19 protein-coding genes and 4 tRNA genes are annotated in these 23,761 nt (G+C 64.5%); 3 read left to right on the top strand and 20 right to left on the bottom strand.

Annotated elements, in window-relative coordinates:
• From rpsJ to ACPYOD_RS14525, 19 genes are all read right to left on the bottom strand, one after another.
• A partial coding sequence (gene rpsJ / locus ACPYOD_RS14615) for a 30S ribosomal protein S10 (protein ID WP_481302444.1) occupies positions 1 to 249 on the bottom strand: 249 nt, incomplete at its 3' end.
• Between the two features lie 448 nt (positions 250 to 697).
• Positions 698 to 1,888 carry an elongation factor Tu gene (gene tuf / locus ACPYOD_RS14610; RefSeq protein ID WP_481302443.1) on the bottom strand — a complete coding sequence of 397 codons (1,191 nt, stop codon included), beginning with the start codon at positions 1,886 to 1,888 and terminating at the stop codon, positions 698 to 700.
• A gap of 50 nt (positions 1,889 to 1,938) precedes the next feature.
• On the bottom strand, positions 1,939 to 4,068 hold the full coding sequence (gene fusA, locus ACPYOD_RS14605) for an elongation factor G (protein WP_481302442.1): 2,130 nt from the start codon (positions 4,066 to 4,068) through the stop codon (positions 1,939 to 1,941).
• A gap of 26 nt (positions 4,069 to 4,094) precedes the next feature.
• Entirely contained in the window at positions 4,095 to 4,562 is a 468-nt protein-coding gene (gene rpsG, locus ACPYOD_RS14600; RefSeq protein ID WP_036115503.1) for a 30S ribosomal protein S7, read from the bottom strand.
• Positions 4,563 to 4,578: 16 nt separating this feature from the next.
• Complete coding sequence (gene rpsL / locus ACPYOD_RS14595) at positions 4,579 to 4,953, bottom strand: 30S ribosomal protein S12 (RefSeq protein ID WP_036115505.1); 375 nt, start codon at positions 4,951 to 4,953, stop codon at positions 4,579 to 4,581.
• A gap of 173 nt (positions 4,954 to 5,126) precedes the next feature.
• On the bottom strand, positions 5,127 to 9,338 hold the full coding sequence (gene rpoC / locus ACPYOD_RS14590; RefSeq protein ID WP_481302441.1) for a DNA-directed RNA polymerase subunit beta': 4,212 nt from the start codon (positions 9,336 to 9,338) through the stop codon (positions 5,127 to 5,129).
• A gap of 25 nt (positions 9,339 to 9,363) precedes the next feature.
• Positions 9,364 to 13,533 (bottom strand): DNA-directed RNA polymerase subunit beta, encoded by a 4,170-nt coding sequence (gene rpoB / locus ACPYOD_RS14585; protein WP_481302440.1) that lies wholly within the window; start codon positions 13,531 to 13,533, stop codon positions 9,364 to 9,366.
• A 244-nt stretch (positions 13,534 to 13,777) separates the two neighbouring features.
• A complete protein-coding gene (gene rplL / locus ACPYOD_RS14580) occupies positions 13,778 to 14,152 on the bottom strand; it encodes a 50S ribosomal protein L7/L12 (protein ID WP_072324088.1) in 375 nt (124 codons plus the stop codon).
• Between the two features lie 51 nt (positions 14,153 to 14,203).
• Entirely contained in the window at positions 14,204 to 14,728 is a 525-nt protein-coding gene (gene rplJ, locus ACPYOD_RS14575) for a 50S ribosomal protein L10 (RefSeq protein WP_481290724.1), read from the bottom strand.
• A 355-nt stretch (positions 14,729 to 15,083) separates the two neighbouring features.
• The gene (gene rplA, locus ACPYOD_RS14570; protein WP_413624047.1) at positions 15,084 to 15,791 is read right to left on the bottom strand and encodes a 50S ribosomal protein L1; all 708 of its coding nucleotides are present in this window, start codon (positions 15,789 to 15,791) and stop codon (positions 15,084 to 15,086) included.
• A gap of 3 nt (positions 15,792 to 15,794) precedes the next feature.
• Complete coding sequence (gene rplK / locus ACPYOD_RS14565; RefSeq protein WP_045829444.1) at positions 15,795 to 16,223, bottom strand: 50S ribosomal protein L11; 429 nt, start codon at positions 16,221 to 16,223, stop codon at positions 15,795 to 15,797.
• Positions 16,224 to 16,427: 204 nt separating this feature from the next.
• Positions 16,428 to 16,988 carry a transcription termination/antitermination protein NusG gene (nusG, locus tag ACPYOD_RS14560; protein WP_167125943.1) on the bottom strand — a complete coding sequence of 187 codons (561 nt, stop codon included), beginning with the start codon at positions 16,986 to 16,988 and terminating at the stop codon, positions 16,428 to 16,430.
• 8 nt (positions 16,989 to 16,996) lie between these two features.
• Entirely contained in the window at positions 16,997 to 17,392 is a 396-nt protein-coding gene (gene secE, locus ACPYOD_RS14555) for a preprotein translocase subunit SecE (protein WP_481302439.1), read from the bottom strand.
• A 13-nt stretch (positions 17,393 to 17,405) separates the two neighbouring features.
• Positions 17,406 to 17,481, bottom strand: a tRNA-Trp gene (locus tag ACPYOD_RS14550).
• A 90-nt stretch (positions 17,482 to 17,571) separates the two neighbouring features.
• A complete protein-coding gene (tuf, locus tag ACPYOD_RS14545) occupies positions 17,572 to 18,762 on the bottom strand; it encodes an elongation factor Tu (RefSeq protein ID WP_427459681.1) in 1,191 nt (396 codons plus the stop codon).
• A gap of 64 nt (positions 18,763 to 18,826) precedes the next feature.
• Positions 18,827 to 18,902 (bottom strand) — tRNA-Thr (locus tag ACPYOD_RS14540).
• A gap of 26 nt (positions 18,903 to 18,928) precedes the next feature.
• Positions 18,929 to 19,002: transfer RNA gene (locus ACPYOD_RS14535), tRNA-Gly, on the bottom strand.
• Between the two features lie 17 nt (positions 19,003 to 19,019).
• Positions 19,020 to 19,105, bottom strand: a tRNA-Tyr gene (locus tag ACPYOD_RS14530).
• A gap of 164 nt (positions 19,106 to 19,269) precedes the next feature.
• On the bottom strand, positions 19,270 to 19,755 hold the full coding sequence (locus tag ACPYOD_RS14525; protein WP_481302438.1) for an acyl-CoA thioesterase: 486 nt from the start codon (positions 19,753 to 19,755) through the stop codon (positions 19,270 to 19,272).
• A 101-nt stretch (positions 19,756 to 19,856) separates the two neighbouring features.
• Between ACPYOD_RS14525 and ACPYOD_RS14520 the strand changes: the two genes are divergently transcribed.
• From ACPYOD_RS14520 to ACPYOD_RS14510, 3 genes are read left to right on the top strand one after another with little or no spacing between them, the layout of a single operon-like run.
• Positions 19,857 to 21,770 carry a SpoIIE family protein phosphatase gene (locus ACPYOD_RS14520; RefSeq protein ID WP_481302437.1) on the top strand — a complete coding sequence of 638 codons (1,914 nt, stop codon included), beginning with the start codon at positions 19,857 to 19,859 and terminating at the stop codon, positions 21,768 to 21,770.
• Positions 21,751 to 22,170, top strand: a complete 420-nt coding sequence (locus ACPYOD_RS14515) for an ATP-binding protein (protein ID WP_481302436.1) — start codon at positions 21,751 to 21,753, stop codon at positions 22,168 to 22,170. The genes ACPYOD_RS14520 and ACPYOD_RS14515 overlap by 20 nt, the downstream gene beginning before the upstream one ends.
• The gene (locus ACPYOD_RS14510; protein WP_481302435.1) at positions 22,167 to 22,550 is read left to right on the top strand and encodes an STAS domain-containing protein; all 384 of its coding nucleotides are present in this window, start codon (positions 22,167 to 22,169) and stop codon (positions 22,548 to 22,550) included. Before ACPYOD_RS14515 ends, ACPYOD_RS14510 begins: the two co-directional genes overlap by 4 nt.
• An 87-nt stretch (positions 22,551 to 22,637) precedes the next feature.
• Here the strand turns inward: ACPYOD_RS14510 and ychF are convergent, their stop codons facing one another.
• Complete coding sequence (gene ychF / locus ACPYOD_RS14505; protein WP_481302434.1) at positions 22,638 to 23,729, bottom strand: redox-regulated ATPase YchF; 1,092 nt, start codon at positions 23,727 to 23,729, stop codon at positions 22,638 to 22,640.
• Between the last annotated feature and the right edge of the window lie 32 nt (positions 23,730 to 23,761).

Genomic DNA, 23,761 nt, shown 5'->3' with positions numbered 1-23,761 from the left:
GGTCTTGTCGTTGGGGTCGATGATGTCCAGAACGCGCTTGTGCGTACGGGTCTCGTACTGGTCGCGGGCATCTTTGTCGACGTGCGGCGACACCAGAATGGTGTAGCGCTCGATCTTGGTCGGCAGCGGGATCGGGCCGAGGACCGTGGCGCCGGTGCGCTTGGCCGTCTCGACGATTTCGCTGGCCGAACGGTCGATCAGACGATGATCGAACGCCTTGAGCCGGATGCGAATCTTTTGGTTCGCCATAAAACCGTGTCCTGTTATCGAAAGAACGTTCTTGTGATTCGGAGGGGCTTCTCGCCACCCCGCACAACCCAGATTGCTTGTTACGGGTACCGCAACGGGCCGCCCTGGAGCGGCAGAAGCCACCCGGAACGACCCGAAAAAGTCGGGCAGACCGCAATAACGGCCTGCCCAGACAGAAAAGTATAGAATAAGCAACACGATGGGTCAACAGAGCTTGCGCCCCGTGGCCCGTTGCTACCCTACTCGGCATCCTTGCCTGCGAACTCGAAGCACATTCCGTGCGCCTCATTTCGCGTGGTCCGAGGCCTGGTTGAGGCACTCGGGAGTCTTAGCCAGCGGAGTATAGCCGGGAATTTCGGGGAATGGAAGAGGAGTAGATATCTTCCATCAAAAAAAGAGGCGAGGGCTTGCGCCCTCGCCTCTCGTTTTCCCCGAAGGGAAGTGTCGCTTAGGCCGTGACCTTCGCCACCACGCCTGCGCCGACGGTACGGCCGCCTTCGCGAATCGCGAAGCGCAGACCTTCGTCCATGGCGATCGGGTGGATCAGCGTGACGTTCATCTTCACGTTGTCGCCCGGCATCACCATCTCGACGCCTTCCGGCAGCTTCACGGCACCGGTGACGTCGGTGGTGCGGAAGTAGAACTGCGGACGGTAGTTGTTGAAGAACGGGGTGTGGCGGCCGCCCTCGTCCTTCGACAGCACGTACACCTCGGCTTCGAACTGGGTGTGCGGCTTGATCGTGCCCGGCTTGGCCAGCACCTGGCCACGCTCGACGTCGTCGCGCTTCAGGCCGCGGAGCAGCAGACCGGCGTTGTCGCCCGCCTGGCCCTGATCGAGCAGCTTGCGGAACATTTCGATACCCGTGACCGTGGTCTTCTGGGTGTCGCGAATGCCCACGACTTCCACTTCATCGCCGACCTTGATGACGCCGCGCTCGATACGACCCGTGACGACGGTGCCGCGACCCGAGATCGAGAACACGTCTTCCACCGGCATCAGGAACGCCTTGTCCACGTCGCGCTCCGGCGTCGGGATGTAGGTGTCCAGCGCATCGACGAGGTTGATGATCGCCGGCACACCGATCTCGGACTGGTCGCCTTCCAGCGCCAGACGAGCGGAACCCTTGATGATCGGGGTGTCGTCGCCCGGGAACTCGTACTTCGACAGCAGTTCGCGAACTTCCATCTCGACGAGCTCCATGAGCTCGGCGTCGTCGACCATGTCGGCCTTGTTCAGGAACACCACGATGTACGGCACGCCGACCTGACGCGAGAGCAGGATGTGCTCGCGGGTCTGCGGCATCGGGCCGTCGGCGGCCGAGCACACCAGGATCGCGCCGTCCATCTGGGCGGCACCGGTGATCATGTTCTTGACGTAGTCGGCGTGGCCCGGGCAATCGACGTGGGCGTAGTGACGCGTGGCCGATTCGTACTCGACGTGGGCGGTCGAAATCGTGATGCCGCGCGCCTTCTCTTCCGGCGCCGCATCGATCGAACCGTAGTCCTTGAATTCGCCGCCGAAACGCTCGGCGCCGACCTTCGTGAGCGCAGCCGTCAGCGTGGTCTTGCCGTGGTCGACGTGACCGATGGTGCCGACATTGACGTGCGGCTTATTACGCTCGAACTTACCCTTTGCCATGACTCTAAACCTCTAAAAGAACGTTATAAGTTTTGAAGAAGAAGCCCTTATCAGGACTTCTTCATGACCTCGTCCGCGATGTTCTTCGGCGCCGGCTCGTAATGGTCGAATTCCATCGTGAACGTGGCGCGACCCTGGGTCTGCGAACGCAGCGAGGTCGCATAGCCGAACATCTCGCCCAGCGGGATCATCGCGTTGACGGTCTTGCCCGACGGCGTCTCTTCCTGGCCGGTGAGCATGCCGCGACGACGGCTGATGTCGCCCATGACGTCGCCGACGTAGTCTTCCGGCGTCACCACCTCGACCTTCATGATCGGCTCGAGCAGCACCGGATTCGCCTTCGCGAAGCCCTGCTTGAACGCCATCGACGCAGCGAGCTTGAACGCCATTTCCGACGAGTCGACGTCGTGGTACGAACCGAAGACCAGCTTCACCTTCACGCCCACGACCGGGAAGCCGGCCAGCGGACCCGCGGTGATCGTCTCGCGCAGGCCCTTTTCGACCGACGGGATGAATTCCTTCGGAATCACGCCGCCCGTGATGTCGTTGATGAAGAGGAAGTCGTCCTTGATGCCGGCAGCGATCTTCTCGTCCTTGCGATCGGCTTCGCTGATCGGGGACAGCTCGATCACGACGTGACCGTACTGGCCCTTACCACCCGACTGCTTGGCGTGCTTGTAGTCCGACTTGACGTCCGACGCCTGGATGGTCTCGCGGTAGGCCACCTGCGGCTTGCCGACGTTGGCCTCGACGTTGAACTCGCGCTTCATGCGGTCCACCAGGATGTCCAGGTGAAGCTCGCCCATGCCCGAGATGATCGTCTGGCCCGACTCTTCGTCCGTACGGACACGGAAGGACGGATCTTCCGCGGCCAGACGGCCGAGGGCGATACCCATCTTTTCCTGGTCCGACTTGGTCTTCGGCTCGACCGCCATCGAGATCACCGGCTCCGGGAACGACATGCGCTCGAGAGTGATGATGTGATCCTGCGCGCACAGCGTGTCACCGGTCGTGACGTCCTTCAGGCCGACCGCAGCGGCGATGTCGCCGGCGCGGACTTCCTTCAGTTCGTGACGCTCGTTCGCGTGCATCTGCAGGATGCGGCCGATGCGCTCCTTCTTCGACTTGACCGGGTTGTACACCTGGTCACCGGCGTTCAGCGTGCCCGAATAGACACGGAAGAACGTCAGCGCGCCGACGAACGGGTCGGTCATGATCTTGAACGCGAGCGCGGAGAACGGCGCGTCGTCCTTGGCGGGACGCGTATCCGGCTGCTCGTCTTCGTTGACACCTTCGACCGGCGGACGATCGACCGGCGACGGCAGCAGGTTGACGACCGCGTCGAGCATCGCCTGGACGCCCTTGTTCTTGAACGCGGTACCGCAGAAGACCGGGATGATCTCGCTCTTCAGGGTGCGCAGGCGCAGGCCTTCGATGATCTCGGCCTCGGTCAGCTCTTCGCCGCCCAGGTACTTGTCCATCATCTCTTCCGTGGCTTCCGCCGCGGCTTCGATCATGGCGGTACGGGCGTCATTCGACTTCTCGACCAGCTCGGTCGGGATGTCGATGTACTCGAACTTCATGCCCTGGGACTCCATGTCCCACTTGATCGCCTTCATCTTGAGGAGGTCGACGACGCCTTCGAAGTTGTCTTCGGCGCCGATCGGCACCTGCATCGGCACCGGATTGGCGGCCAGACGCGACTTCAGCTGGTCGACGACCTTGTAGAAGTTCGCACCCGTGCGGTCCATCTTGTTGACGAACGCAAGGCGCGGAACCTTGTACCGGTTGGCCTGACGCCACACGGTTTCCGACTGCGGCTGCACGCCACCCACGGCGCAGAGCACGAACACCGCACCGTCGAGCACGCGGAGCGAACGCTCCACTTCGATGGTGAAGTCGACGTGTCCCGGGGTGTCGATGATGTTGAAGCGGTGCTCGGGCAGCGAACGATCCATGCCCTTCCAGAACGCCGTGGTGGCGGCGGAAGTGATGGTGATGCCGCGCTCCTGCTCCTGCTCCATCCAGTCCATCGTCGCCGCACCGTCGTGCACCTCGCCAATCTTATGACTGACGCCGGTGTAGAACAGGATGCGCTCCGTGGTCGTGGTCTTGCCGGCATCGATGTGAGCCATGATGCCGAAGTTGCGGTAGCGCTCGATGGGAGTGGTGCGTGCCACGGTCTTTCCTCAATCTGAAGCTGTATTTACCAGCGGTAATGCGAGAAGGCCTTGTTGGCCTCTGCCATGCGGTGCGTTTCTTCGCGCTTCTTGACGGCGCCGCCACGGGATTCCGAGGCTTCCAGGAGTTCGGCGGCCAGCTTGCGCGGCATGGACGTCTCGCCGCGCTTGCGCGCCGCGTCGATCACCCAGCGCATGGCGAGGGCCATGCGGCGACCCGGACGGACTTCGACCGGCACCTGGTACGTGGCACCGCCGACGCGGCGGGACTTCACCTCGACGGCCGGGGCAATGTTGCCCAGCGCTTTCTCGACGAGCTGCACCGGCTCGGCATGCTTTTCGCCGATGTGCTGCAGCGCGCCGTAGACGATCGATTCGGCGACGGACTTCTTGCCGGACTTCATCACCATATTGATGAAGCGGGCGATCAGCTGGCTTCCGTGCTTCGGGTCCGGGAGGACGACACGGGCGGGATGGGAACCTTTACGCGACATAATTCTTGTCCTTTACTCAGCTCTTCGGGCGCTTGGCGCCGTACTTCGAGCGCGACTTGCGACGCTTGGTCACGCCGGCGCAGTCGAGACTGCCGCGAACCGTGTGGTAACGCACACCGGGGAGATCCTTGACGCGACCGCCGCGGATCAGGACCACCGAGTGCTCCTGAAGATTGTGACCTTCGCCACCGATGTAGCTGATGACTTCGAAACCGTTGGTCAGGCGCACCTTGGCAACCTTACGCAGGGCCGAGTTCGGCTTCTTCGGGGTGGTCGTATAAACGCGCGTGCACACCCCGCGGCGCTGCGGGCTGCTCTGCAGGGCCGGCGAGGCGCTCTTGTACGCCTTCGGACTGCGGGATTTGCGCACCAACTGGTTGACTGTCGTCATGCGAAGCTATTCCTGAGAAACATAAAGGCAGACCGATAGATCGGCCCGCCAGAGAAGCGTTGTTGACGTGCGTGGCCCGCGAAAGCGGGCTGCGCCCATCGTCCCTGAATCCGAACACGAGGCGCTTCCGTGCGCCTCATTTCGTATGTACGAGCAAAACCCGATTACGGGCCTTACTCGGCGCTATCGTTGGACCCGGCGGGGGCTTCTTCGAACGTGACGGCCGGTGCCGAACCCGAGAGGGTTTCGAGCTCCGAGGCCGTCAGGCCGCCCTGGCTACGACGCGAAGCGTGGTATGCCAGACCCGTTCCCGCAGGGATTAGCCGCCCAACAATAACATTTTCCTTCAGGCCCCGCAACGTGTCGCGGGTGCCCCGGACCGCCGCCTCGGTAAGGACGCGGGTGGTCTCCTGGAACGAGGCCGCCGAGATGAACGACTCCGTGGCCAGCGACGCCTTGGTGATGCCCAGCAGGACCGACTCGAACTCGGCGCGACGCTCGCCCCGGGCCTCGGCGCGATCGTTCTCCTCGTTGATCCGGACGCGCTCGACCTGCTCGCCGCGGAGGTACGTGCTGTCGCCGGGCTCGGTGATCTCGACCTTGCGGAGCATCTGGCGAATGATCGCTTCGATGTGCTTGTCGTTGATCTTCACGCCCTGCAGGCGGTACACGTCCTGGATTTCCTTGACCAGGTACGAAGCCAGCGGCTCGACACCCAGCAGGCGCAGGATGTCGTGCGGATTCGGCTCGCCGTCCACGACGGTTTCGCCCTTCTCCACGTGCTCGCCTTCGAACACGATGACCTGACGCCACTTCGGAATCAGCTCTTCGTGCTCGTTGCCGTCCGCGTCCTTGATGATCAGGCGCTGCTTGCCCTTGGTGTCCTTGCCGAAGCTGACGATGCCCGAGCGCTCCGCGAGGATGGCCGGTTCCTTCGGCTTGCGGGCTTCGAACAGGTCGGCCACGCGCGGCAGACCACCGGTGATGTCGCGGGTCTTCGAGGTTTCCTGCGGGATACGGGCAACCACGTCGCCCACGCCCACTTCGGCCCCGTTCTGGATCGACACGATGGCGCCGGCCGGCAGGAAGTACTGGGCCGCGATGTCGGTGCCCGGCAGCTTGAGCTCACGGCCCTTGCTGTCTTCCAGGCGGACGATCGGGCGCAGGTCCTTGGCCTGCGTGCCGCGACGCTTCGGATCGGTGACCACCGCCGACTCGAGGCCGGTGAGCTCGTCCGTCTGCGACTGCACGGTCACGCCATCGATGAAGTCGATGAAGCGGACCACACCGGCCACTTCCGTGACGATCGGGTGGGTATGCGGATCCCAGTTCGCGACGGTCTGGCCGGCCTTGACCGGGTCGCCGTCCTTCACCGCGATGGTCGCACCGTAAGGCACCTTGTAACGCTCGCGCTCGCGGCCGTTGGCGTCGATGACGCTCACTTCGCCCGAACGCGAGACCGCGACCAGGTGACCCTGGGCGTGCTCGACCGACTTCAGGTTGTTGAACTTCAGCGCACCGGTCGTACGGACCGTGACATTGTCCACCGCGGCGGCACGGGACGCCGCACCACCGATGTGGAACGTACGCATCGTCAGCTGGGTACCCGGCTCACCGATCGACTGAGCGGCGACCACACCCACGGCCTCGCCCATGTTGACCAGGTGGCCACGGGCCAGATCGCGGCCGTAGCACAGGGCGCACACGCCATGGCTGGCACGGCAGGTGATCGGCGAACGCACCTTGATCAGCTGCACACCGCCCTTGTCGAGCTTGTCGACCAGGTATTCGTCGAGCAGCGTGTCGCGCGTGACGATCGGCTCGTCGTCGTCGCCAGGAGCGTAGACGTCTTCCACCACCACGCGACCAAGCACGCGCTCGCGCAGCGGCTCGACCACGTCGCCGCCTTCCACGATCGGGGACATCAGCACGCCGTCTTCCGTGCCGCAATCGTGCTCGGTGATGACGACGTCCTGCGCCACGTCGACGAGACGACGGGTCAGGTAGCCGGAGTTCGCCGTCTTCAACGCCGTATCCGCGAGACCCTTACGGGCACCGTGGGTCGAGTTGAAGTACTGCAGGACGTTCAGGCCTTCGCGGAAGTTCGCCTTGATGGGCGTCTCGATGATCGAGCCGTCCGGGCGAGCCATCAGGCCGCGCATACCCGCCAGCTGGCGAATCTGGGCCGCGCTACCGCGGGCACCGGAGTCGGCCATGATGTACAGCGAGTTCATCGACTTCTGGTTGACCACGTTGCCGTCGGCGTCGGTGACCTTCTCGGTACCGATACCGTCGATCATCGCCTTCGCGACCAGTTCGTTGGTGCGCGACCAGATGTCGACGACCTTGTTGTAGCGCTCGCCGGCGGTGACCAGGCCCGACTGGTACTGTTCCTGGATCTCGACGACTTCCTTCTCGGCTTCCTCGAGGATGCCCTTCTTCTCGGCCGGGATCTTCATGTCGTCGATGCCGATGGAGATACCGGCACGCGTCGCGAAACGGAAGCCGGTGTACATCAGCTTGTCGGCGAACACGACCGATTCCTTCAGGCCGAGCAGACGGTAGCTCTGGTTGATCAGGCGCGAGATGTTCTTCTTGGTCAGTTCCGTGTTGACCAGCGCGAACGGCAGGCCTTCCGGAATGATCTCGGCCAGCAGGGCACGGCCCACCGTGGTATCGACCAGCGGCTGGCGCTCCACGCGCTCGCCGTCGATCATCTCCACGCTGCGCACGCGCACCTTCACCTTGGCGTGCAGTTCGACGGCACGGTTGTCGTACGCACGACGCACTTCGCCGATGTTCGCGAACACCATGCCGGCGCCCTTCGCGTTGATCAGCTCGCGGGTCATGTAGTACAGACCGAGCACGACGTCCTGCGACGGCACGATGATCGGCTCGCCGTTCGCCGGCGACAGGATGTTGTTCGACGACATCATCAGGGCGCGGGCTTCGAGCTGTGCCTCGATCGACAGCGGCACGTGCACGGCCATCTGGTCACCGTCGAAGTCGGCGTTGAACGCCGTACACACGAGCGGATGCAGCTGGATCGCCTTGCCTTCGATGAGCACCGGTTCGAACGCCTGGATACCCAGGCGATGCAGCGTCGGCGCACGGTTGAGCATGACCGGGTGCTCGCGGATCACGTCCTCGAGGATGTCCCAGACCTGCGCCTCTTCGCGCTCGACGAGCTTCTTCGCGGCCTTGATGGTCGTGGCTTCACCACGGGCCTGCAGCTTGGCGAAGATGAAGGGCTTGAACAGCTCGAGCGCCATCTTCTTCGGCAGGCCGCACTGGTGCAGGCGCAGCGTCGGGCCGACCACGATGACCGAACGGCCCGAGTAGTCGACGCGCTTGCCGAGCAGGTTCTGGCGGAAGCGGCCCTGCTTGCCCTTGATCATGTCCGCGAGCGACTTCAGCGCGCGCTTGTTCGTGCCGGTGATGGCACGGCCGCGGCGGCCGTTGTCGAGCAGCGCGTCGACCGACTCCTGGAGCATGCGCTTCTCGTTACGCACGATGATGTCGGGCGCGGCGAGTTCGAGCAGACGCTTCAGGCGGTTGTTGCGGTTGATGACGCGGCGGTACAGGTCGTTCAGGTCGGACGTGGCGAAGCGGCCGCCGTCCAGCGGAACGAGCGGACGCAGGTCGGGCGGCAGCACCGGCAGGACGGTCATGACCATCCATTCCGGCTTGTTGCCCGACTCGAGGAACGCCTCGATCAGCTTCACGCGCTTGGTGAGGCGCTTCAGCTTGGTCTCGGAATTCGTCGACGAGATCTCTTCCTTCAGGCGAATGACTTCGCCCGGGAGGTCGAGGCTCTTCAGCAGTTCGTAGACGGCCTCGGCACCCATGCGGGCGTCGAACTCGTCGCCGTGCTCTTCCGTGGCTTCAAGGTACTGGTCTTCGCTGAGCAGCTGGCCGCGCTCGAGCGCGGTCAGGCCCGGATCGATCACCACGAAGGCCTCGAAGTACAGGATGCGCTCGATGTCGCGCAGCGTCATGTCCAGCATGAGGCCGATGCGCGACGGCAGCGACTTCAGGAACCAGATGTGCGCGGTCGGGCTGGCCAGCTCGATATGGCCCATGCGCTCGCGACGGACCTTGGCCAGGGTGACCTCGGTGCCGCACTTCTCGCACACCACGCCGCGATGCTTCATGCGCTTGTACTTGCCGCACAGGCATTCGTAGTCCTTGATGGGACCGAAAATGGCCGCGCAGAACAGGCCGTCACGCTCAGGCTTGAACGTGCGGTAGTTGATCGTTTCCGGCTTCTTCACTTCGCCGTACGACCACGAACGGATCAGCTCCGGCGAAGCCAGAGCGATCTTGATCGCGTCGAAGTCCAGCGTCTGTCGCTGCTGGTTGAACAGATTGAGCAGGTCTTTCATGCGTAATCTCCGGTAGCCGCGACGATCACTTGATCTCTTCGAGTTCGATGTCGATGCCGAGCGAGCGGATTTCCTTCACGAGTACGTTGAAGGATTCCGGCATGCCCGCGGCCATTTCGTGGTTGCCGTCCACAATGTTCTTGTACATCTGGTTGCGGCCCTGCACGTCGTCCGACTTGACGGTCAGCATTTCCTGCAGGGTGTACGCCGCGCCGTAGGCCTCGAGCGCCCAGACTTCCATTTCGCCGAAGCGCTGGCCGCCGAACTGCGCCTTACCGCCCAGCGGCTGCTGGGTGACGAGCGAGTACGGACCCGTCGAACGCGCGTGCATCTTGTCGTCGACGAGGTGGTTCAGCTTCAGCATGTGCATGTAGCCAACGGTGACCGGGCGATCGAACGCCTCGCCGGTACGGCCGTCGAAGAGCACGGTCTGGCCGGATTCCGGCAGATCGGCGAGCTTCAGCATGTGCTTGATCTCGGACTCTTCGGCACCGTCGAACACCGGGGTGGCCATCGGCACGCCGTCGCGCAGGTTGTTCGCCAGCGCGACGATCTCCTGGTCGGACATCGACTTGAGGTCGACGTGGCGAACCGCGCCTTCCGCACCGGCATTGCCGTGGTTGTAGACCTCGTCCAGGAACTCGCGCAGCTTCGCCGGACGCTCGTTGGCCTCGATCATCGCCTCGATCTTGTGGCCCAGGCCCTTCGCCGCCCAGCCGAGGTGAACCTCGAGGATCTGGCCGATGTTCATACGCGAAGGTACGCCCAGCGGGTTCAGCACGATGTCGACCGGACGACCGTCGGCGGAGAACGGCATGTCCTCGACCGGCACGATCATCGACACGACACCCTTGTTGCCGTGGCGGCCGGCCATCTTGTCGCCCGGCTGGATGCGGCGCTTCACGGCCAGGTAGACCTTGACCATCTTGAGCACGCCCGGCGCGAGGTCGTCGCCCTGGGTGATCTTGCCCTGCTTCTCCTTGAAGCGCTTGTCGAAGTTCTCCTTGTGGCGCTTGACCTGTTCGGCCGCGCGCTCGAGGAACTCGGAGACTTCCTCTTCCTTGACGTTGATCTTGAACCAGTCGTCCTTCTTCAGGCCGTCCAGGTAAGCGTCGTCGATGGTGGCGCCACGCTTCAGGCCGGCCGGGCCGCTCATGGCGGTCTTGCCGACGAGCTGCGAGCGCATACGGGCGTAGATAGCGCCCTCGAGGATGCGGAACTGGTCGTCGAGATCCTTGCGGATGCGCTTCAGTTCGGTCTCTTCGATCTGCTTGGCACGCTTGTCCTTCTCGATGCCGTCGCGGGTGAAGACCTGCACGTCGATGACGTTGCCGTCCATGCCGGGCGGCACGCGCAGCGAGCTGTCCTTCACGTCGGACGCCTTCTCGCCGAAGATCGCGCGGAGCAGTTTTTCTTCCGGCGTGAGCTGGCTTTCGCCCTTCGGCGTGACCTTGCCCACGAGGATGTCGCCCGCCTTCACTTCCGCACCGATGTACACGATGCCGGACTCGTCGAGGCGCGCAAGCGCCTGCTCGCCCACGTTCGGGATGTCGGCCGTGATTTCCTCGGCACCGAGCTTGGTGTCGCGGGCGATGCAGGTCAGTTCCTCGATGTGGATCGAGGTATAGCGGTCTTCCTGCACCACGCGTTCGGAGATCAGGATCGAGTCTTCGAAGTTGTAGCCGTTCCACGGCATGAACGCGACGAGCATGTTCTGGCCGAGCGCGAGCTCGCCGAGGTCGGTCGAGGAACCGTCCGCCAGCGTGTCGCCCACCGCCACCACGTCGCCCACGTTCACCAGCGGACGCTGGTTGAGGTTGGTGTTCTGGTTGGAGCGGGTGTACTTCGTGAGCGTGTAGATGTCGACGCCGGCGTCATCGTCGCCGACCTCGCTCTCGTTCACGCGCACGACGATACGCGCCGCGTCCACCTGGTCGATGACGCCGCCGCGACGGGCCGACACGGTCACGCCCGAGTCGCGCGCCACGGCGCGCTCGATGCCGGTGCCGACGAGCGGCTTCTGGCTGCGCAAGGTGGGAACGGCCTGGCGCTGCATGTTCGCGCCCATGAGCGCGCGGTTCGCATCGTCGTGCTCGAGGAACGGCACGAGCGCCGCCGCCACGGACACGGTCTGCATCGGCGACACGTCCATGTAGTTGATCTCGGCCGACGGACGCAGCTCCGATTCGCCACGGAAACGGCAGGACACGAAGTCCTCGATGAACTTGCCTTCCTTCGTGAGCGGCGAGTTCGCCTGCGCGATGACGTGGTCACCCTCTTCGATCGCGGAGAGGTAGTCGACCTTGTCGGTGACCTTGCCGTTCTCGACCTTGCGGTACGGCGTCTCGAGGAAGCCGTAGGCGTTGGTACGGGCATACACGGCCAGCGAGTTGATCAGGCCGATGTTCGGGCCTTCCGGGGTTTCGATGGTGCAGACGCGGCCGTAGTGGGTCGGATGCACGTCGCGCACTTCGAAGCCGGCGCGCTCACGGGTCAGGCCGCCCGGTCCGAGCGCCGACACGCGGCGCTTGTGCGTCACTTCGGACAGCGGGTTGTTCTGGTCCATGAACTGCGAGAGCTGCGACGAACCGAAGAACTCCTTCACCGCCGCCGCGACCGGCTTGGCGTTGATCAGTTCCTGCGGGGTCAGGCCCTCGGATTCGGCCAGCGACAGGCGCTCGCGAACCGCGCGCTCGACGCGGACGAGACCGATGCGGAAGGTGTTCTCCGCCATTTCGCCGACCGAACGCACGCGACGGTTACCCAGGTGGTCGATGTCGTCGACCGTGCCGGTACCGTTGCGGATGTCGATGAGCACGCGCAGCACGTCGAGGATGTCCGACGTCTCGCCCTGCTCCGCCACCAGGCGCTGGGATTCTTCTTCCTTGCGCTCGGAGAAGTAGCGGTGGTCGTAGAGCACGCCCGGGCCGATCACGTCCTTGCGGCCGACGCGACGGTTGAACTTCATGCGGCCCACCGCCGAGAGGTCGTAGCGGTCGAAGGTGAAGAACAGGTTGAAGAACAGGTTCTGCGCGGCGTCCTTGGTCGGCGGCTCGCCCGGACGCATCATCCGGTAGATCTCGACCAGGGCCTCGAGCTGCGTGCGCGTGTTGTCGATGCGCAGCGTGTTCGAGATGTACGCACCGCGATCGAGGTCGTTCACGTAGAGCGTGGGCACCGTCTCGATGCCTGCCTTGCGGAAGCGCTCGAGGTGCTCGAGAGTGAGCTCGTCGTTGGCCGCGGCGATGATCTCGCCGGTGTCCTTGTCGACCATGTCGATGGCCACGATGCGGCCGACCGGGTAGTCGTCCGGCACTTCGAGCGTGGCGATCTTCTCGTTGGCGAGCTGGCGCACGTGGCGCGCCGTGATGCGCTTGCCGGCCTCGACCAGCACCTTGCCGTCGATCATGAGGTCGAAGGACAGGGTTTCACCGCGCAGGCGCTCGGCGACGAGGTCGAGCGTGACCGCACCCTTCTTGCCCAGGTGGAACACGTTGTGCTCGAAGAAGATGCTCAGCATCTCTTCGTTCGTGTAACCGAGCGCGCGCAGCAGCACGGTCACCGGCAGTTTGCGGCGACGGTCGATACGGGTGAACAGCGCGTCCTTCGGGTCGAACTCGAAGTCGAGCCACGAACCGCGGTAGGGAATGACGCGGGCCGAGAACAGCAACTTGCCCGAGCTGTGCGTCTTGCCGCGATCGTGGTCGAAGAACACGCCCGGCGAACGGTGCAGCTGCGAGACGATGACGCGCTCGGTGCCGTTGATGATGAAGGTGCCGGTCTCGGTCATGAGCGGAATCTCGCCCATGTAGACCTCTTGCTCCTTCACGTACTTCACGGCCTTCTTCGACGCCGGGCTGTCCTTGTCGTAGATGACCAGGCGCACGGTGGTGCGCAGCGGCGCGCCGAACGTCATGCCGCGGTTGCGGCACTCGCGCTCGTCGAACGCCGGCTCGCCCAGACGGTAGTCGACATATTCGAGGGCGGCGTTGCCGGAATAGCTGGAAATCGGGAACACCGACTTCAGGGCGGCGTGCAGGCCCTTGTCCTCGCGCGCCTTGGGGTTCACCTGCTCCTGCAGGAATTCCTTGTACGAGTCGGTCTGGATCGTCAGCAGGTTGGGCACGCCCAGCACGGGGGGCCGCTTGCCGAAGTCCTTACGGATGCGCTTCTTCTCGGTAAACGAGTAGGTCATGGTGGGTACCGCCTCGGTTCTCAGTGGCGCCGGTGATGCACGCACCGGCTAAATGGTGAATCGAAAATCGGAGATCGGGATTCGTACCGCAGGGCAAGCACTGCCCTCGACTCCCGATGTCCCATTTCCGACGGAACGGAACATGGAACGATGGAACATGGCCTGAGGAACGGCCAAAGCCCGGGGGCTCACGCCCCCAGGCTCACTTGACGCTAAGTCGAACAGCTGGCGCGCAAGGCGCCGATTACTTGAGTTCGACCGTGGCGCCGGCAGCTTCGAGATCCTTCTTGAACTTCTCGGCGTCTTCCTTCGACGCGGCTTCCTTCACGACGCCACCGGCTTCGGTGAGGTCCTTGGCTTCCTTCAGGCCCAGGCCGGTGATGGCGCGGACGGCCTTGATCACGTCGACCTTCTTGTCGCCGGCGGACTTCAGGATCACGTCGAACTCGGTCTGCGCTTCGGCAGCCGGGCCAGCGGCGGCAGCCGGGCCAGCGACGGCGACCGGAGCAGCGGCGGAGACGCCGAAGGTGTCTTCGATCGACTTCACCAGTTCCATGATTTCCGTCAGGGACTTGGCCTTGATGGCTTCAACGATCTGTTCGGTGGTCAGGGTGGACATTGTTTCTTACCTTCTGAAATGGGGTTTCGAATGAAAAAGTCTAGACGCAGATCAGGCTTCGGCCGGGGCTTCGGCGGCAACTTCGCCACCACCCTGCTTGTCCGCGACGGCCTTGATGGCGCGGGCGAACATCGTGACCGGCTCGGCCAGCACGCGGGCCAGCATGGCCAGGGCCTCTTCGCGGGTCGGCAGCGATGCGAGCACGTCGACGTGCGCGGCATCGAACAGCTTGCCCTCGATGGAGACGACCTTCGGCTTGAGCTTGTCGTTGGTCTTCGCGAATTCCTTGATCAGGCGGCCAGCGGCGCCCGGTTCCTCGGTCGAGAACGCATAGAGCAGCGGACCGACCAGGGCGTCCTTGACGACCTCGAATTCGGTACCTGCCACGGCGCGGGCGGCGAGCGTGTTCTTGACGACTTTCAGGAACACACCCGACTCACGGGCCTTCTTGCGCATCGCGGTCATCTGAGAGACCGTGGTGCCCGCGTATTCGGCGGCGACCAAGGAGTGAGCCTTCGCGGCGACTTCTGCCAGTTCGGCGACTACTTCTTGCTTCTGGGAGAGATTAAGGGCCACATTGCACTCCTCTTATGAACTCCGCTCACGGCTCCTGCCGCTTGCGGTCCTGGGCGACATCGTCCTGACGTCGGGGATGCGCGCATCCCGGGTGGTGGCCTTTCCAGATTCGAAACGAATGCCAGAAGGGGCTGCACCATCTACGCAGGCCGGAGCCTTCGAGGCCTCCGATTAAGCGAACCCGCTGCCGACGACGGCGATTCCTTGCCAACACGAGCTCCCTGCTCGTCGTCGTCGCGCGCTGTTCGCGCCTACGGTCTTTGACGGCTGCCGCCGGCTTTGCAGTGAATGCTCGACCGGGGCTGCCCTCAAAAACGTGCCCTCCGCCGGCATGACCGGCGGAGGGTCGTAACACTTACTTGGTCGAGGTGTTCACGGTCGAGGTATCGACCGGCACGCCCACGCCCATGGTGCTCGACAGCGACACCTTCTGGATGTACTGACCCTTCGCCGCGGCCGGCTTGGCCTTCAGCAGATCGGCGATCAGCGCATTGAGGTTGTCGGCCAGCTGGGCGGCTTCGAAGCTCGCCTTGCCGATGGTGGCGTGGATGATGCCACCCTTGTCGTTGCGGAACTTGACCTGGCCGGCCTTGGCGTTCTTGACCGCCGTGGCGACGTCGGCCGTGACCGAGCCGTCCTTCGGGTTCGGCATCAGGCCGCGGGGACCGAGCACCTGGCCGAGCTTACCGACGACGCGCATGGCGTCCGGCGTGGCGATGACGCGACCGTAGTTCAGGTCGCCCGCCTGCATCTTCTCGGCGAGGTCGTCCATACCGACGGCATCGGCGCCAGCGGCGAGCGCGGCCTCAGCCTTCTCGCCCGGCGGAACGAACACGGCGACGCGGACGGTCTTGCCGGTGCCGTGCGGCAGCAGCGAGGAACCGCGAACACCCTGGTCCGACTTCTTGGCGTCGATACCGAGGCGGACGGAAACGTCCACGGACTCGGCGAACTTGGCCTTGGCGTTGTCCTTGACGATCTTCAGCGCCTCGTCAAGACCGTAGGTCTTGCCGGGCTGCACGGCGGCCGTAGCGGCCTTCATACGCTTGGTGAGCTTTGCCATGTCTTAACCCTCCACCACCAGACCCATGGAACGCGCGCTGCCGGCGATGGTACGCACGGCGGCATCGAGATCGGCAGCCGTGAGATCCGGCTCCTTCTGCTTCGCGATTTCCTCGAGCTGGGCGCGGGTGACCTTGCCCACCTTGTCGGTGTTCGGCTTCTGCGAGCCCTTGGCCACGCCCGTGATCTTCTTGAGGAGGATCGAGGCCGGCGGGGTCTTCGTGATGAAGGTGAAGGTACGGTCCGAGTAGGCCGTGATCACGACCGGGATCGGAAGACCCGGCTCGAGCTTCTGCGTGGCGGCATTGAACGCCTTGCAGAACTCCATGATGTTCAGGCCGCGCTGACCGAGCGCCGGACCGACCGGCGGCGACGGGTTAGCCTGGCCGGCCTTCACCTGCAACTTGATGTAACCAATGACTTTCTTTGCCATTTATCTTTCCTCGCGAGTGCTGGCGCCTTGCGGCTCCTCGCTGTAGACCGTCCCTGGAACGTGGAAGGGCCCGCGCCTGCGAACCCCTGAAACACGGACACGCCGGAGCACAAGTCTCCAGCGTGAACCGGGCATTATAGGCTCCTCACGCGGGCTATGCAAACCCTGTGCCGAGGAGGACCGGCAGCGCCGGTCAGAGGGCCGTCAGGCCTTCTCCACCTGGCCGAACTCGAGCTCGACCGGGGTAGAACGACCGAAAATGAGCACCGCGACGCGCAGACGGCTCTTTTCGTAATTGACTTCCTCGACCACGCCGTTGAAGTCGTTGAACGGACCGTCGGTGACGCGGACCATCTCGCCCGGCTCGAAGAGGACCTTCGGACGGGGCTTCTCCACACCTTCGCGCACGCGGCTCAGGATGGCGTCGGCCTCGCTGTCGCGGATCGGGTGGGGACGGTCGGCGGTACCGCCGATGAAACCCATGACCTTCGGGGTTTCCTTGACCAGGTGCCAGCATTCGTCGTCGATGCGGGGCGTTTTGCCGCTCGTATCGGTTTCGATCTGGACCAGGACGTAACCCGGGAAGAACTTGCGCTCGCTGCGGCGCTTCTGGCCGCCGCGCATCTCGATGACTTCCTCGGTCGGAACCAGGATTTCACCGAACTTCTCTTCCATGCCCTCGCGCTTGACGCGCTCTTCCAGGGCCTTGCGAACCTGCTGCTCGAACCCCGAATAGGCGTGAACCACGTACCAGCGCTTGCTCATGCCTTACCTCAATGTCCGAGCTTAAGCAGCCAATCGAGCACGAGCGACTTTAGCAACCAGTCGATGAGCCCCATCAGCAGCGAAAGAATGACCACAACCACCAGGATGACACCGGTGGTCTTAAGTGTTTCGTCGCGCGTCGGCCAGACGACCTTGCGCATTTCGAACTGCGACTCGGCGACGAAGCCACGCAGCTTGCGACCCGGGACCGTGAAGGCGGAAATGGCCAGGGCGGCCACGACGGCGACGATGACGCCCGCCACGCGCGCGAAGGACGGCACGTTGGGGTTGTCGCTGAAATAGTAGAAACCGACGATGCCGGCAACGAGCACGACCAACGCAAGCGCAAGCTTGCCGAGATCGGCCGGGCCCATACCCTTGGCTTCTTGTGCCTTCGTATTCATGCGGACTCGGGAGTGGCACGCCAGGAGGGACTCGAACCCCCAACCTGCGGTTTTGGAGACCGCTGCTCTGCCAATTGAGCTACTGGCGTACAGGTGAAACAGTGGAACCGCGAAGGCGGGCGGTCGATGACCAGCCCGCCTCGCGACCGGCTGCCGGACCCGAGGGCCCGGCATCGTTCTTACTTGATGATCTTCGCGACCACGCCGGCGCCGACGGTGCGGCCACCTTCACGGATAGCGAAGCGCAGGCCTTCGTCCATGGCGATCGGGAAGCCCAGCGTGACGCTGATCTTCACGTTGTCACCCGGCATCACCATCTCGGTGCCTTCCGGCAGCTTGATGGAACCGGTGACGTCCGTGGTGCGGAAGTAGAACTGCGGACGGTAGTTGCTGAAGAACGGGGTGTGGCGGCCGCCCTCGTCCTTGGAGAGGATGTACACCTCACCCTCGAACTCGGTGTGCGGCGTGACCGAACCCGGCTTGGCCAGCACCTGGCCACGCTCGACGTCTTCACGCTTCAGGCCGCGAACCAGCACGCCGACGTTGTCACCGGCCTGACCCTGGTCGAGCAGCTTGCGGAACATTTCGACGCCCGTGACCGTGGTGGTCTGGGTGTCGCGCAGGCCCACGACTTCAGCCGCGTCGCCCACCTTCACGATGCCGCGCTCGACACGACCGGTCAGCACGGTGCCGCGGCCCGAGATCGAGAACACGTCTTCGACCGGCAGCAGGAACGGCTTATCGATGTCACGCTGCGGCTCCGGGATCCAGCTGTCGAGCGCGTCGACGAGCTTGATGATCGACGGCACGCCGATTTCCGACTGGTCGCCGTCCAGCGCGAGACGCGCCGAGCCGTGCACGATCGGGGTGTCGTCGCCCGGGAACTCGTACTTCGACAGCAGTTCGCGGACTTCCATCTCGACGAGCTCGAGGAGCTCGGCGTCGTCGACCATGTCGGCCTTGTTCAGGAACACCACGATGTACGGCACGCCGACCTGACGCGAGAGCAGGATGTGCTCGCGGGTCTGCGGCATCGGGCCGTCGGCGGCCGAGCACACCAGGATCGCGCCGTCCATCTGGGCGGCACCGGTGATCATGTTCTTGACGTAGTCGGCGTGCCCGGGGCAGTCGACGTGGCCGTAGTGACGATTCGGCGATTCATATTCCACGTGGGCCGTGGAGATCGTGATGCCGCGCGCCTTCTCTTCCGGCGCCGCATCGATCGAACCGTAGTCCTTGAACTCGCCGCCAAAACGCTCGGCACCGATCTTCGTCAGGGCAGCCGTGAGCGTGGTCTTGCCGTGATCGACGTGACCGATGGTGCCGACGTTGACGTGCGGCTTCTTACGTTCGAACTTACCCTTTGCCATGAGCGCTAAACTCCGCTGGAGCCAATGAGATAGTAAAAAAAGGAACCGCCGCGGACGACGAAGATGGTGCTCATGACTGGAATCGAACCAGCGACCTCTTCCTTACCAAGGAAGTGCTCTACCGACTGAGCTACATGAGCACGTGACGCAATGCGCGTAGGAACAATGGAGCGGGAGACGGGAATCGAACCCGCACAATCAGCTTGGAAGGCTGAAGTTCTACCATTGAACTACTCCCGCACTGCGCGGAACTCGTCTGGTGGAGGAAGGTGGATTCGAACCACCGAAGGCGTAAGCCAGCAGATTTACAGTCTGCCCCCGTTGGCCGCTTGGGTATTCCTCCAACAAAGAACGCCTATTGTCGCGAGCGTCCGAGAAACTGTCAACAACTTCCGCGCACATAAAATGTGGGAGCCGCCATGGCGGCGAGAAGCCCACGGAGCGATGAAGCAACGACGCAACTTCCCCTCGCCGCTGTAGCGGCTCCTACAGGGCGGGGCCCTTGATTCAGGCTTCGCGGGTAGCCAGCACCAGCGGCTCCATCGCGCGGGACATCTCCATCAACTTCAAGGCGTACTCCTGGAGGCGCAGGTCCTTTTCCTCCACCGGCTTCCACGGCGGCACGGGTGTCGGCTTGCCGCCGTCCGGCTTGTCCAGGGCCACGAACACCATCACGCAACTGGTGGCGAGGCGCTCTTCGCCGCTGCGCAGGTCGCGGGCCAGCACATCCACCGCCAGGTGCATGCTCGAGGTGCCCGTATGGATCAGCCTGGCCCGCACGGTCACGAGATCGCCGATCAGGATGGGCGCGAGGAACTGGATGCCGCTGACCGATGCCGTGACGCAGTACGCGCCGCTCCAGCCCACCGCGCAGGCATAGCCTGCCTGGTCCAGCCACTTCATGGCCATGCCGCCATGCACCTTGCCGCCGAAGTTCACATCGGTGGGCTGGGCGAGGAAACGGAATTCGACTTCGCGCTGGGTGCCGGGCATGGCGTGACCTTGTTCGAGAAAACCGCATTATGACCGGGCCGCCGCTTGCCGGGCCGCTTCCCGCAGCATAGATTCGGACCCTACCCTCCCGGGAGTGCCCGATGGTCCTTCGCAGCGTCGCCACGCGACTCGCCCTGGGCGTTCTCCTGGGCTCGGCCCTCGTGCTGGTGGTCACGGGCGGGCTGCTGCTTTCGCACACGCGCGAGCAGATCCTCAAGCAGACCGAGCAGGAAGCCTCCGCTGTCTCAGGGTGGGCTGCGACGCGTATCCAGGGGCGCCTTGGCAACGTCTCCCGGGTAGCCCGGGTGATGGCCGGCATCCTCGCTACCCGGCGCGACGAGGCTCCCGCCCTCATCCGCGACACGCTTGCTGTGAACCCGGAACTGGTGGACATCACCGCCGCGTTCATTCCCCGCGACACGGCGGCGCCCCGCCCCGTCGACGCGCCGATCGCCCGCCGCGCCATCGACGGCACCCTCAGCATGGGCAGCCGGCTCGACGATCCCGAGGTCTACTGGACATCGCCCTGGTTCGTTCGCGGACTCAATTGCGACGAAGGCTGCTGGCAGGCGCCGTTCCACGCGGTGGGCCGGAGCGACACCCTGGTCGGCTATTCCGTCGCCATTCCCGGGAAGACGGTTCCTGTCGTGGGCGTCGCCGACGCCACCATCAGCCTCGGCTGGCTGCAACGGCTGCTGGGTGAGCTGAACAAGCCGGAGCATGCCTCGGCCTTCGTGGTCGACTCCAACGGCGACTTCCTCGCCCACGACTGGACATCCTACGTCGGTACACGCGGCAGCAAGCCCTTTCGCGCGGCGCTGGCCGCCGGACAGAACCCGGTGCGCCTCACCCCGGAGATGGGCAGCCGCGTCAGCGAGCCGGTCTGGGTCTACTTCGTCGCCATTCCCGGGACGACCTGGACCTTCGGCTTGACCATGCCGGAGCGCGAGGTGCTGGCGGACCTGCGCCGCACCTACTACGTCGACATCCTGCTCGGCCTGCTCGCCCTCGCCGGCGTGTCTCTGATCGCGCTGGTCATCACCCGCCGCCTGATGGCGCCGCTGGCGATCCTGTCGGATCGCGCCGACGACGTCGCCCGTGGCCACCTCGACTTCCCCCTGCCCCACATCCGCCGCAAGGACGAGGTGGGACGCCTGACCCGGGCCTTCGACCAGATGCGGCGCCAACTGGCGGGGCACATCGACACCGCGAAGCAGATCGCCCGCGAGCAGGAGCGCATGGCGAGCGAACTGGAAATCGCGCGGCAGATCCAACAGGCCCTCATTCCCGAACCGCACTGGCTGGCCGCCGATGGGCGCATCGAAGTCCACGCAGCGCTGCGTCCCGCGAGCGCGGTGGGTGGCGACCTGTATACCTATTTCACCCTCGGGGCGCGGCACATCTGCGTCATGGTGGGCGACGTCTCCGACAAGGGCATCCCCGCCGCGCTCTTCATGGCACGCACCATCACGCTCGCGCGCACGCTCGCCACGCATGCCCGTTCGCCCAGCGAAATCCTGGGCGCGCTGAATCGCGAACTGTGTAAGGGCAACGACACCTGCATGTTCGTCACCCTGCTCTGCGGCGTGGTGGAAACCGAAACCGGCCTGCTCTCGCTCGCCAGCGCCGGCCACGAGCAGCCCGTGCTGCACGCGGGCGGCAGCGCGACCTTCGTCGACGTCGAAACCGGCCCCGCGCTCGGCCTGGACGCCGAAGCGCGCTACCCTGTACGCGTACTCACGCTGCTTGGGGGCGACACTATGCTGATGTACACCGACGGCGTCAGCGAGGCGCATGCGGCCAACCAGCGGTTGTACGGGATGCACGCCATCCTGGACAGCATCGCTCGCGTCGAGGAAGGCGCGGCGCCGGAAGCCTATGTGCAACAGGTGCTGGGCGACGTCGATGCCTATGTCGGCGGCGCACCCGCCTACGACGACATCGCACTGCTCGCGCTGACCTGGCACGACAGCGGCGCCGCGGGAGTCCGCCTCGATGCGGTTGCGCATTCATAATCGGCTGGAGGACGTGTTCCTCGCGCTCGACAGGGCCGAGGGCACGCTCGATCGAGCAGAGGTGGACACAGCCTGTCGCGCCGACGTGCGTCTTGTTCTCGAGGAGTTGCTGGTGAACACGGTGCGCCACGGCTACCCGGATGGGCGTGATGGCAACATCGAGATTCACTTGGAGGTGAAGGCCGACGTGGTGCACCTCGAGCTGCGCGACGACGCCATGCCGTTCGATCCGCTGCAACACGAGCCACCCGACCTGCCGGGCGACATCGCACGACGCGACATCGGCGGTCTCGGCCTGCATCTGGCCCGCAGCATCGCCAGCGATTTCCACTATGCACGCGACGCACACGGCAACCGTGTCGTCATCCGCTTCGACCCTTCCGACGAGCCCGCCACATGACCCTCATCGTCCGCAGCGAAAGCCCCAGCACCCACCGCAGCACCGTGTGGCTGGAAGGCCGTCTCGACGCGGCGACCTACGCGGCCTTCGACGAAGCCATGCGCGACATCACGCCGCTGGTGGACAACGGCGGCACGCTGGTCGTCGATCTTTCGGGGCTCGAATACATCAGCAGCGCCGGCCTGCGCAGCCTGGCGCAACTGCGCAAGCAGCTGCACGACCGCGACGGCCGCACCCTGCTGCTCAACCCGCAGCCGCAGGTGAAGAAGGTGTTCGACATCGTGAAGGCGGTGCCGGTGGCCGAAGTATTCGCCAACGTGGGCGAGCTGGACCAGTACCTGGACCACATGCAGCGGCAGATGACCGCGCCGGGTGGCTGAGCCCCTGAACGTCGCGAGACGCGGGAAAGGGACTGGCCGGTTACCGATTGCGTGGGAAGCGCTGGCGCGCTTCCCACAGAGCTTTTCTCAGACGTTGAACCGGAAGTGCAGCACGTCGCCTTCCTTGACCAGGTAGTCCTTGCCTTCCAGGCGCAGGCGGCCGGCTTCCTTCGCGCCCTGCTCGCCCTTGAACTTGATGAAGTCATCGTAGGCGACGGTTTCGGCGCGGATGAAGCCGCGTTCGAAATCGGTGTGGATGACGCCGGCGGCCTGCGGTGCCGTCGAGCCGGCGCGAACCTGCCACGCACGCACTTCCTGCACGCCGGCCGTGAAGTAGGTCTGCAGGCCCAGCAGGCGATAGCCCGCGCGAATCACGCGGTTGAGGCCGGGCTCTTCGAGGCCGAGATCCTTCAGGAACTCGTCGCGGTCAGCGTCTTCCAGCTGTGAGAGTTCTTCCTCGATGGCGGCGCATACCGGCACCACCTCGGCACCCTCTTCCACCGCGCGCGCGCGCACGGCGTCGAGGTGCGGGTTGTTCTCGAAGCCGTCTTCCGCGACGTTCGCGATGTACATCAGCGGCTTCATCGTGATGAGAAACATGTCGCGGACCAGCGCCTTCTCTTCGGCGTCCAGGCCGGCGGCGCGCGCCGACTTGCCCTGGTCGAGCGCCTTGGCAAGTTTCTCCAGCACCGGCTTGCGCGCCAGCGCGTCCTTGTCGTTCGCCTTCGCCGAGCGCGTGGCGCGGTCGAGCGCTTTCAGTACCGATTCCAGGTCGGCCAGCGCCAACTCGGTGTCGATCGTCTCGATGTCGGCGATCGGGTCGACCTTGTTCGCCACATGGATGACGTTACCGTCCTCGAAGCAGCGCACCACGTGCGCGATGGCGTCGGTCTCACGGATGTGCGCGAGGAACTTGTTGCCCAGGCCCTCGCCCTTCGACGCGCCTGCCACGAGGCCCGCGATGTCCACGAATTCCATGGTGGTCGGGATGATCCGCTGCGGCTTCACGATGGCGGCCAGTTCGTCCAGGCGCGGATCCGGCACGGGCACGATGCCCGTGTTCGGCTCGATCGTGCAGAACGGGAAGTTGGCGGCGGCGATGCCGGCCTTGGTCAGCGCATTGAAGAGGGTGGACTTGCCGACGTTAGGCAGGCCGACGATGCCGCATTTGATGCCCATGGCGAATCTGTGTCCGGTTGATGTGGTGTGGG

The sequence above is a fragment of the Luteibacter sp. HAY1-4A genome (genome assembly GCF_056755355.1).
The sequence above is the reverse complement of the archived record's forward strand: the minus strand, read 5'-3'. Positions and strand labels throughout refer to the sequence as shown.

Coding starts and splice junctions, on each gene's coding strand:
- tuf (WP_481302443.1), bottom strand. CDS start 1,888: ATGGCAAAGGGTAAGTTCGAGCGTAATAAGCCGCACGTCAATGTCGGC.
- rpsG (WP_036115503.1), bottom strand. CDS start 4,562: ATGTCGCGTAAAGGTTCCCATCCCGCCCGTGTCGTCCTCCCGGACCCG.
- rpsL (WP_036115505.1), bottom strand. CDS start 4,953: ATGACGACAGTCAACCAGTTGGTGCGCAAATCCCGCAGTCCGAAGGCG.
- rpoC (WP_481302441.1), bottom strand. CDS start 9,338: ATGAAAGACCTGCTCAATCTGTTCAACCAGCAGCGACAGACGCTGGAC.
- rpoB (WP_481302440.1), bottom strand. CDS start 13,533: ATGACCTACTCGTTTACCGAGAAGAAGCGCATCCGTAAGGACTTCGGC.
- rplL (WP_072324088.1), bottom strand. CDS start 14,152: ATGTCCACCCTGACCACCGAACAGATCGTTGAAGCCATCAAGGCCAAG.
- rplA (WP_413624047.1), bottom strand. CDS start 15,791: ATGGCAAAGCTCACCAAGCGTATGAAGGCCGCTACGGCCGCCGTGCAG.
- rplK (WP_045829444.1), bottom strand. CDS start 16,223: ATGGCAAAGAAAGTCATTGGTTACATCAAGTTGCAGGTGAAGGCCGGC.
- nusG (WP_167125943.1), bottom strand. CDS start 16,988: ATGAGCAAGCGCTGGTACGTGGTTCACGCCTATTCGGGGTTCGAGCAG.
- secE (WP_481302439.1), bottom strand. CDS start 17,392: ATGAATACGAAGGCACAAGAAGCCAAGGGTATGGGCCCGGCCGATCTC.
- tuf (WP_427459681.1), bottom strand. CDS start 18,762: ATGGCAAAGGGTAAGTTCGAACGTAAGAAGCCGCACGTCAACGTCGGC.
- ACPYOD_RS14525 (WP_481302438.1), bottom strand. CDS start 19,755: ATGCCCGGCACCCAGCGCGAAGTCGAATTCCGTTTCCTCGCCCAGCCC.
- ACPYOD_RS14520 (WP_481302437.1), top strand. CDS start 19,857: ATGGTCCTTCGCAGCGTCGCCACGCGACTCGCCCTGGGCGTTCTCCTG.
- ACPYOD_RS14515 (WP_481302436.1), top strand. CDS start 21,751: ATGCGGTTGCGCATTCATAATCGGCTGGAGGACGTGTTCCTCGCGCTC.
- ACPYOD_RS14510 (WP_481302435.1), top strand. CDS start 22,167: ATGACCCTCATCGTCCGCAGCGAAAGCCCCAGCACCCACCGCAGCACC.
- ychF (WP_481302434.1), bottom strand. CDS start 23,729: ATGGGCATCAAATGCGGCATCGTCGGCCTGCCTAACGTCGGCAAGTCC.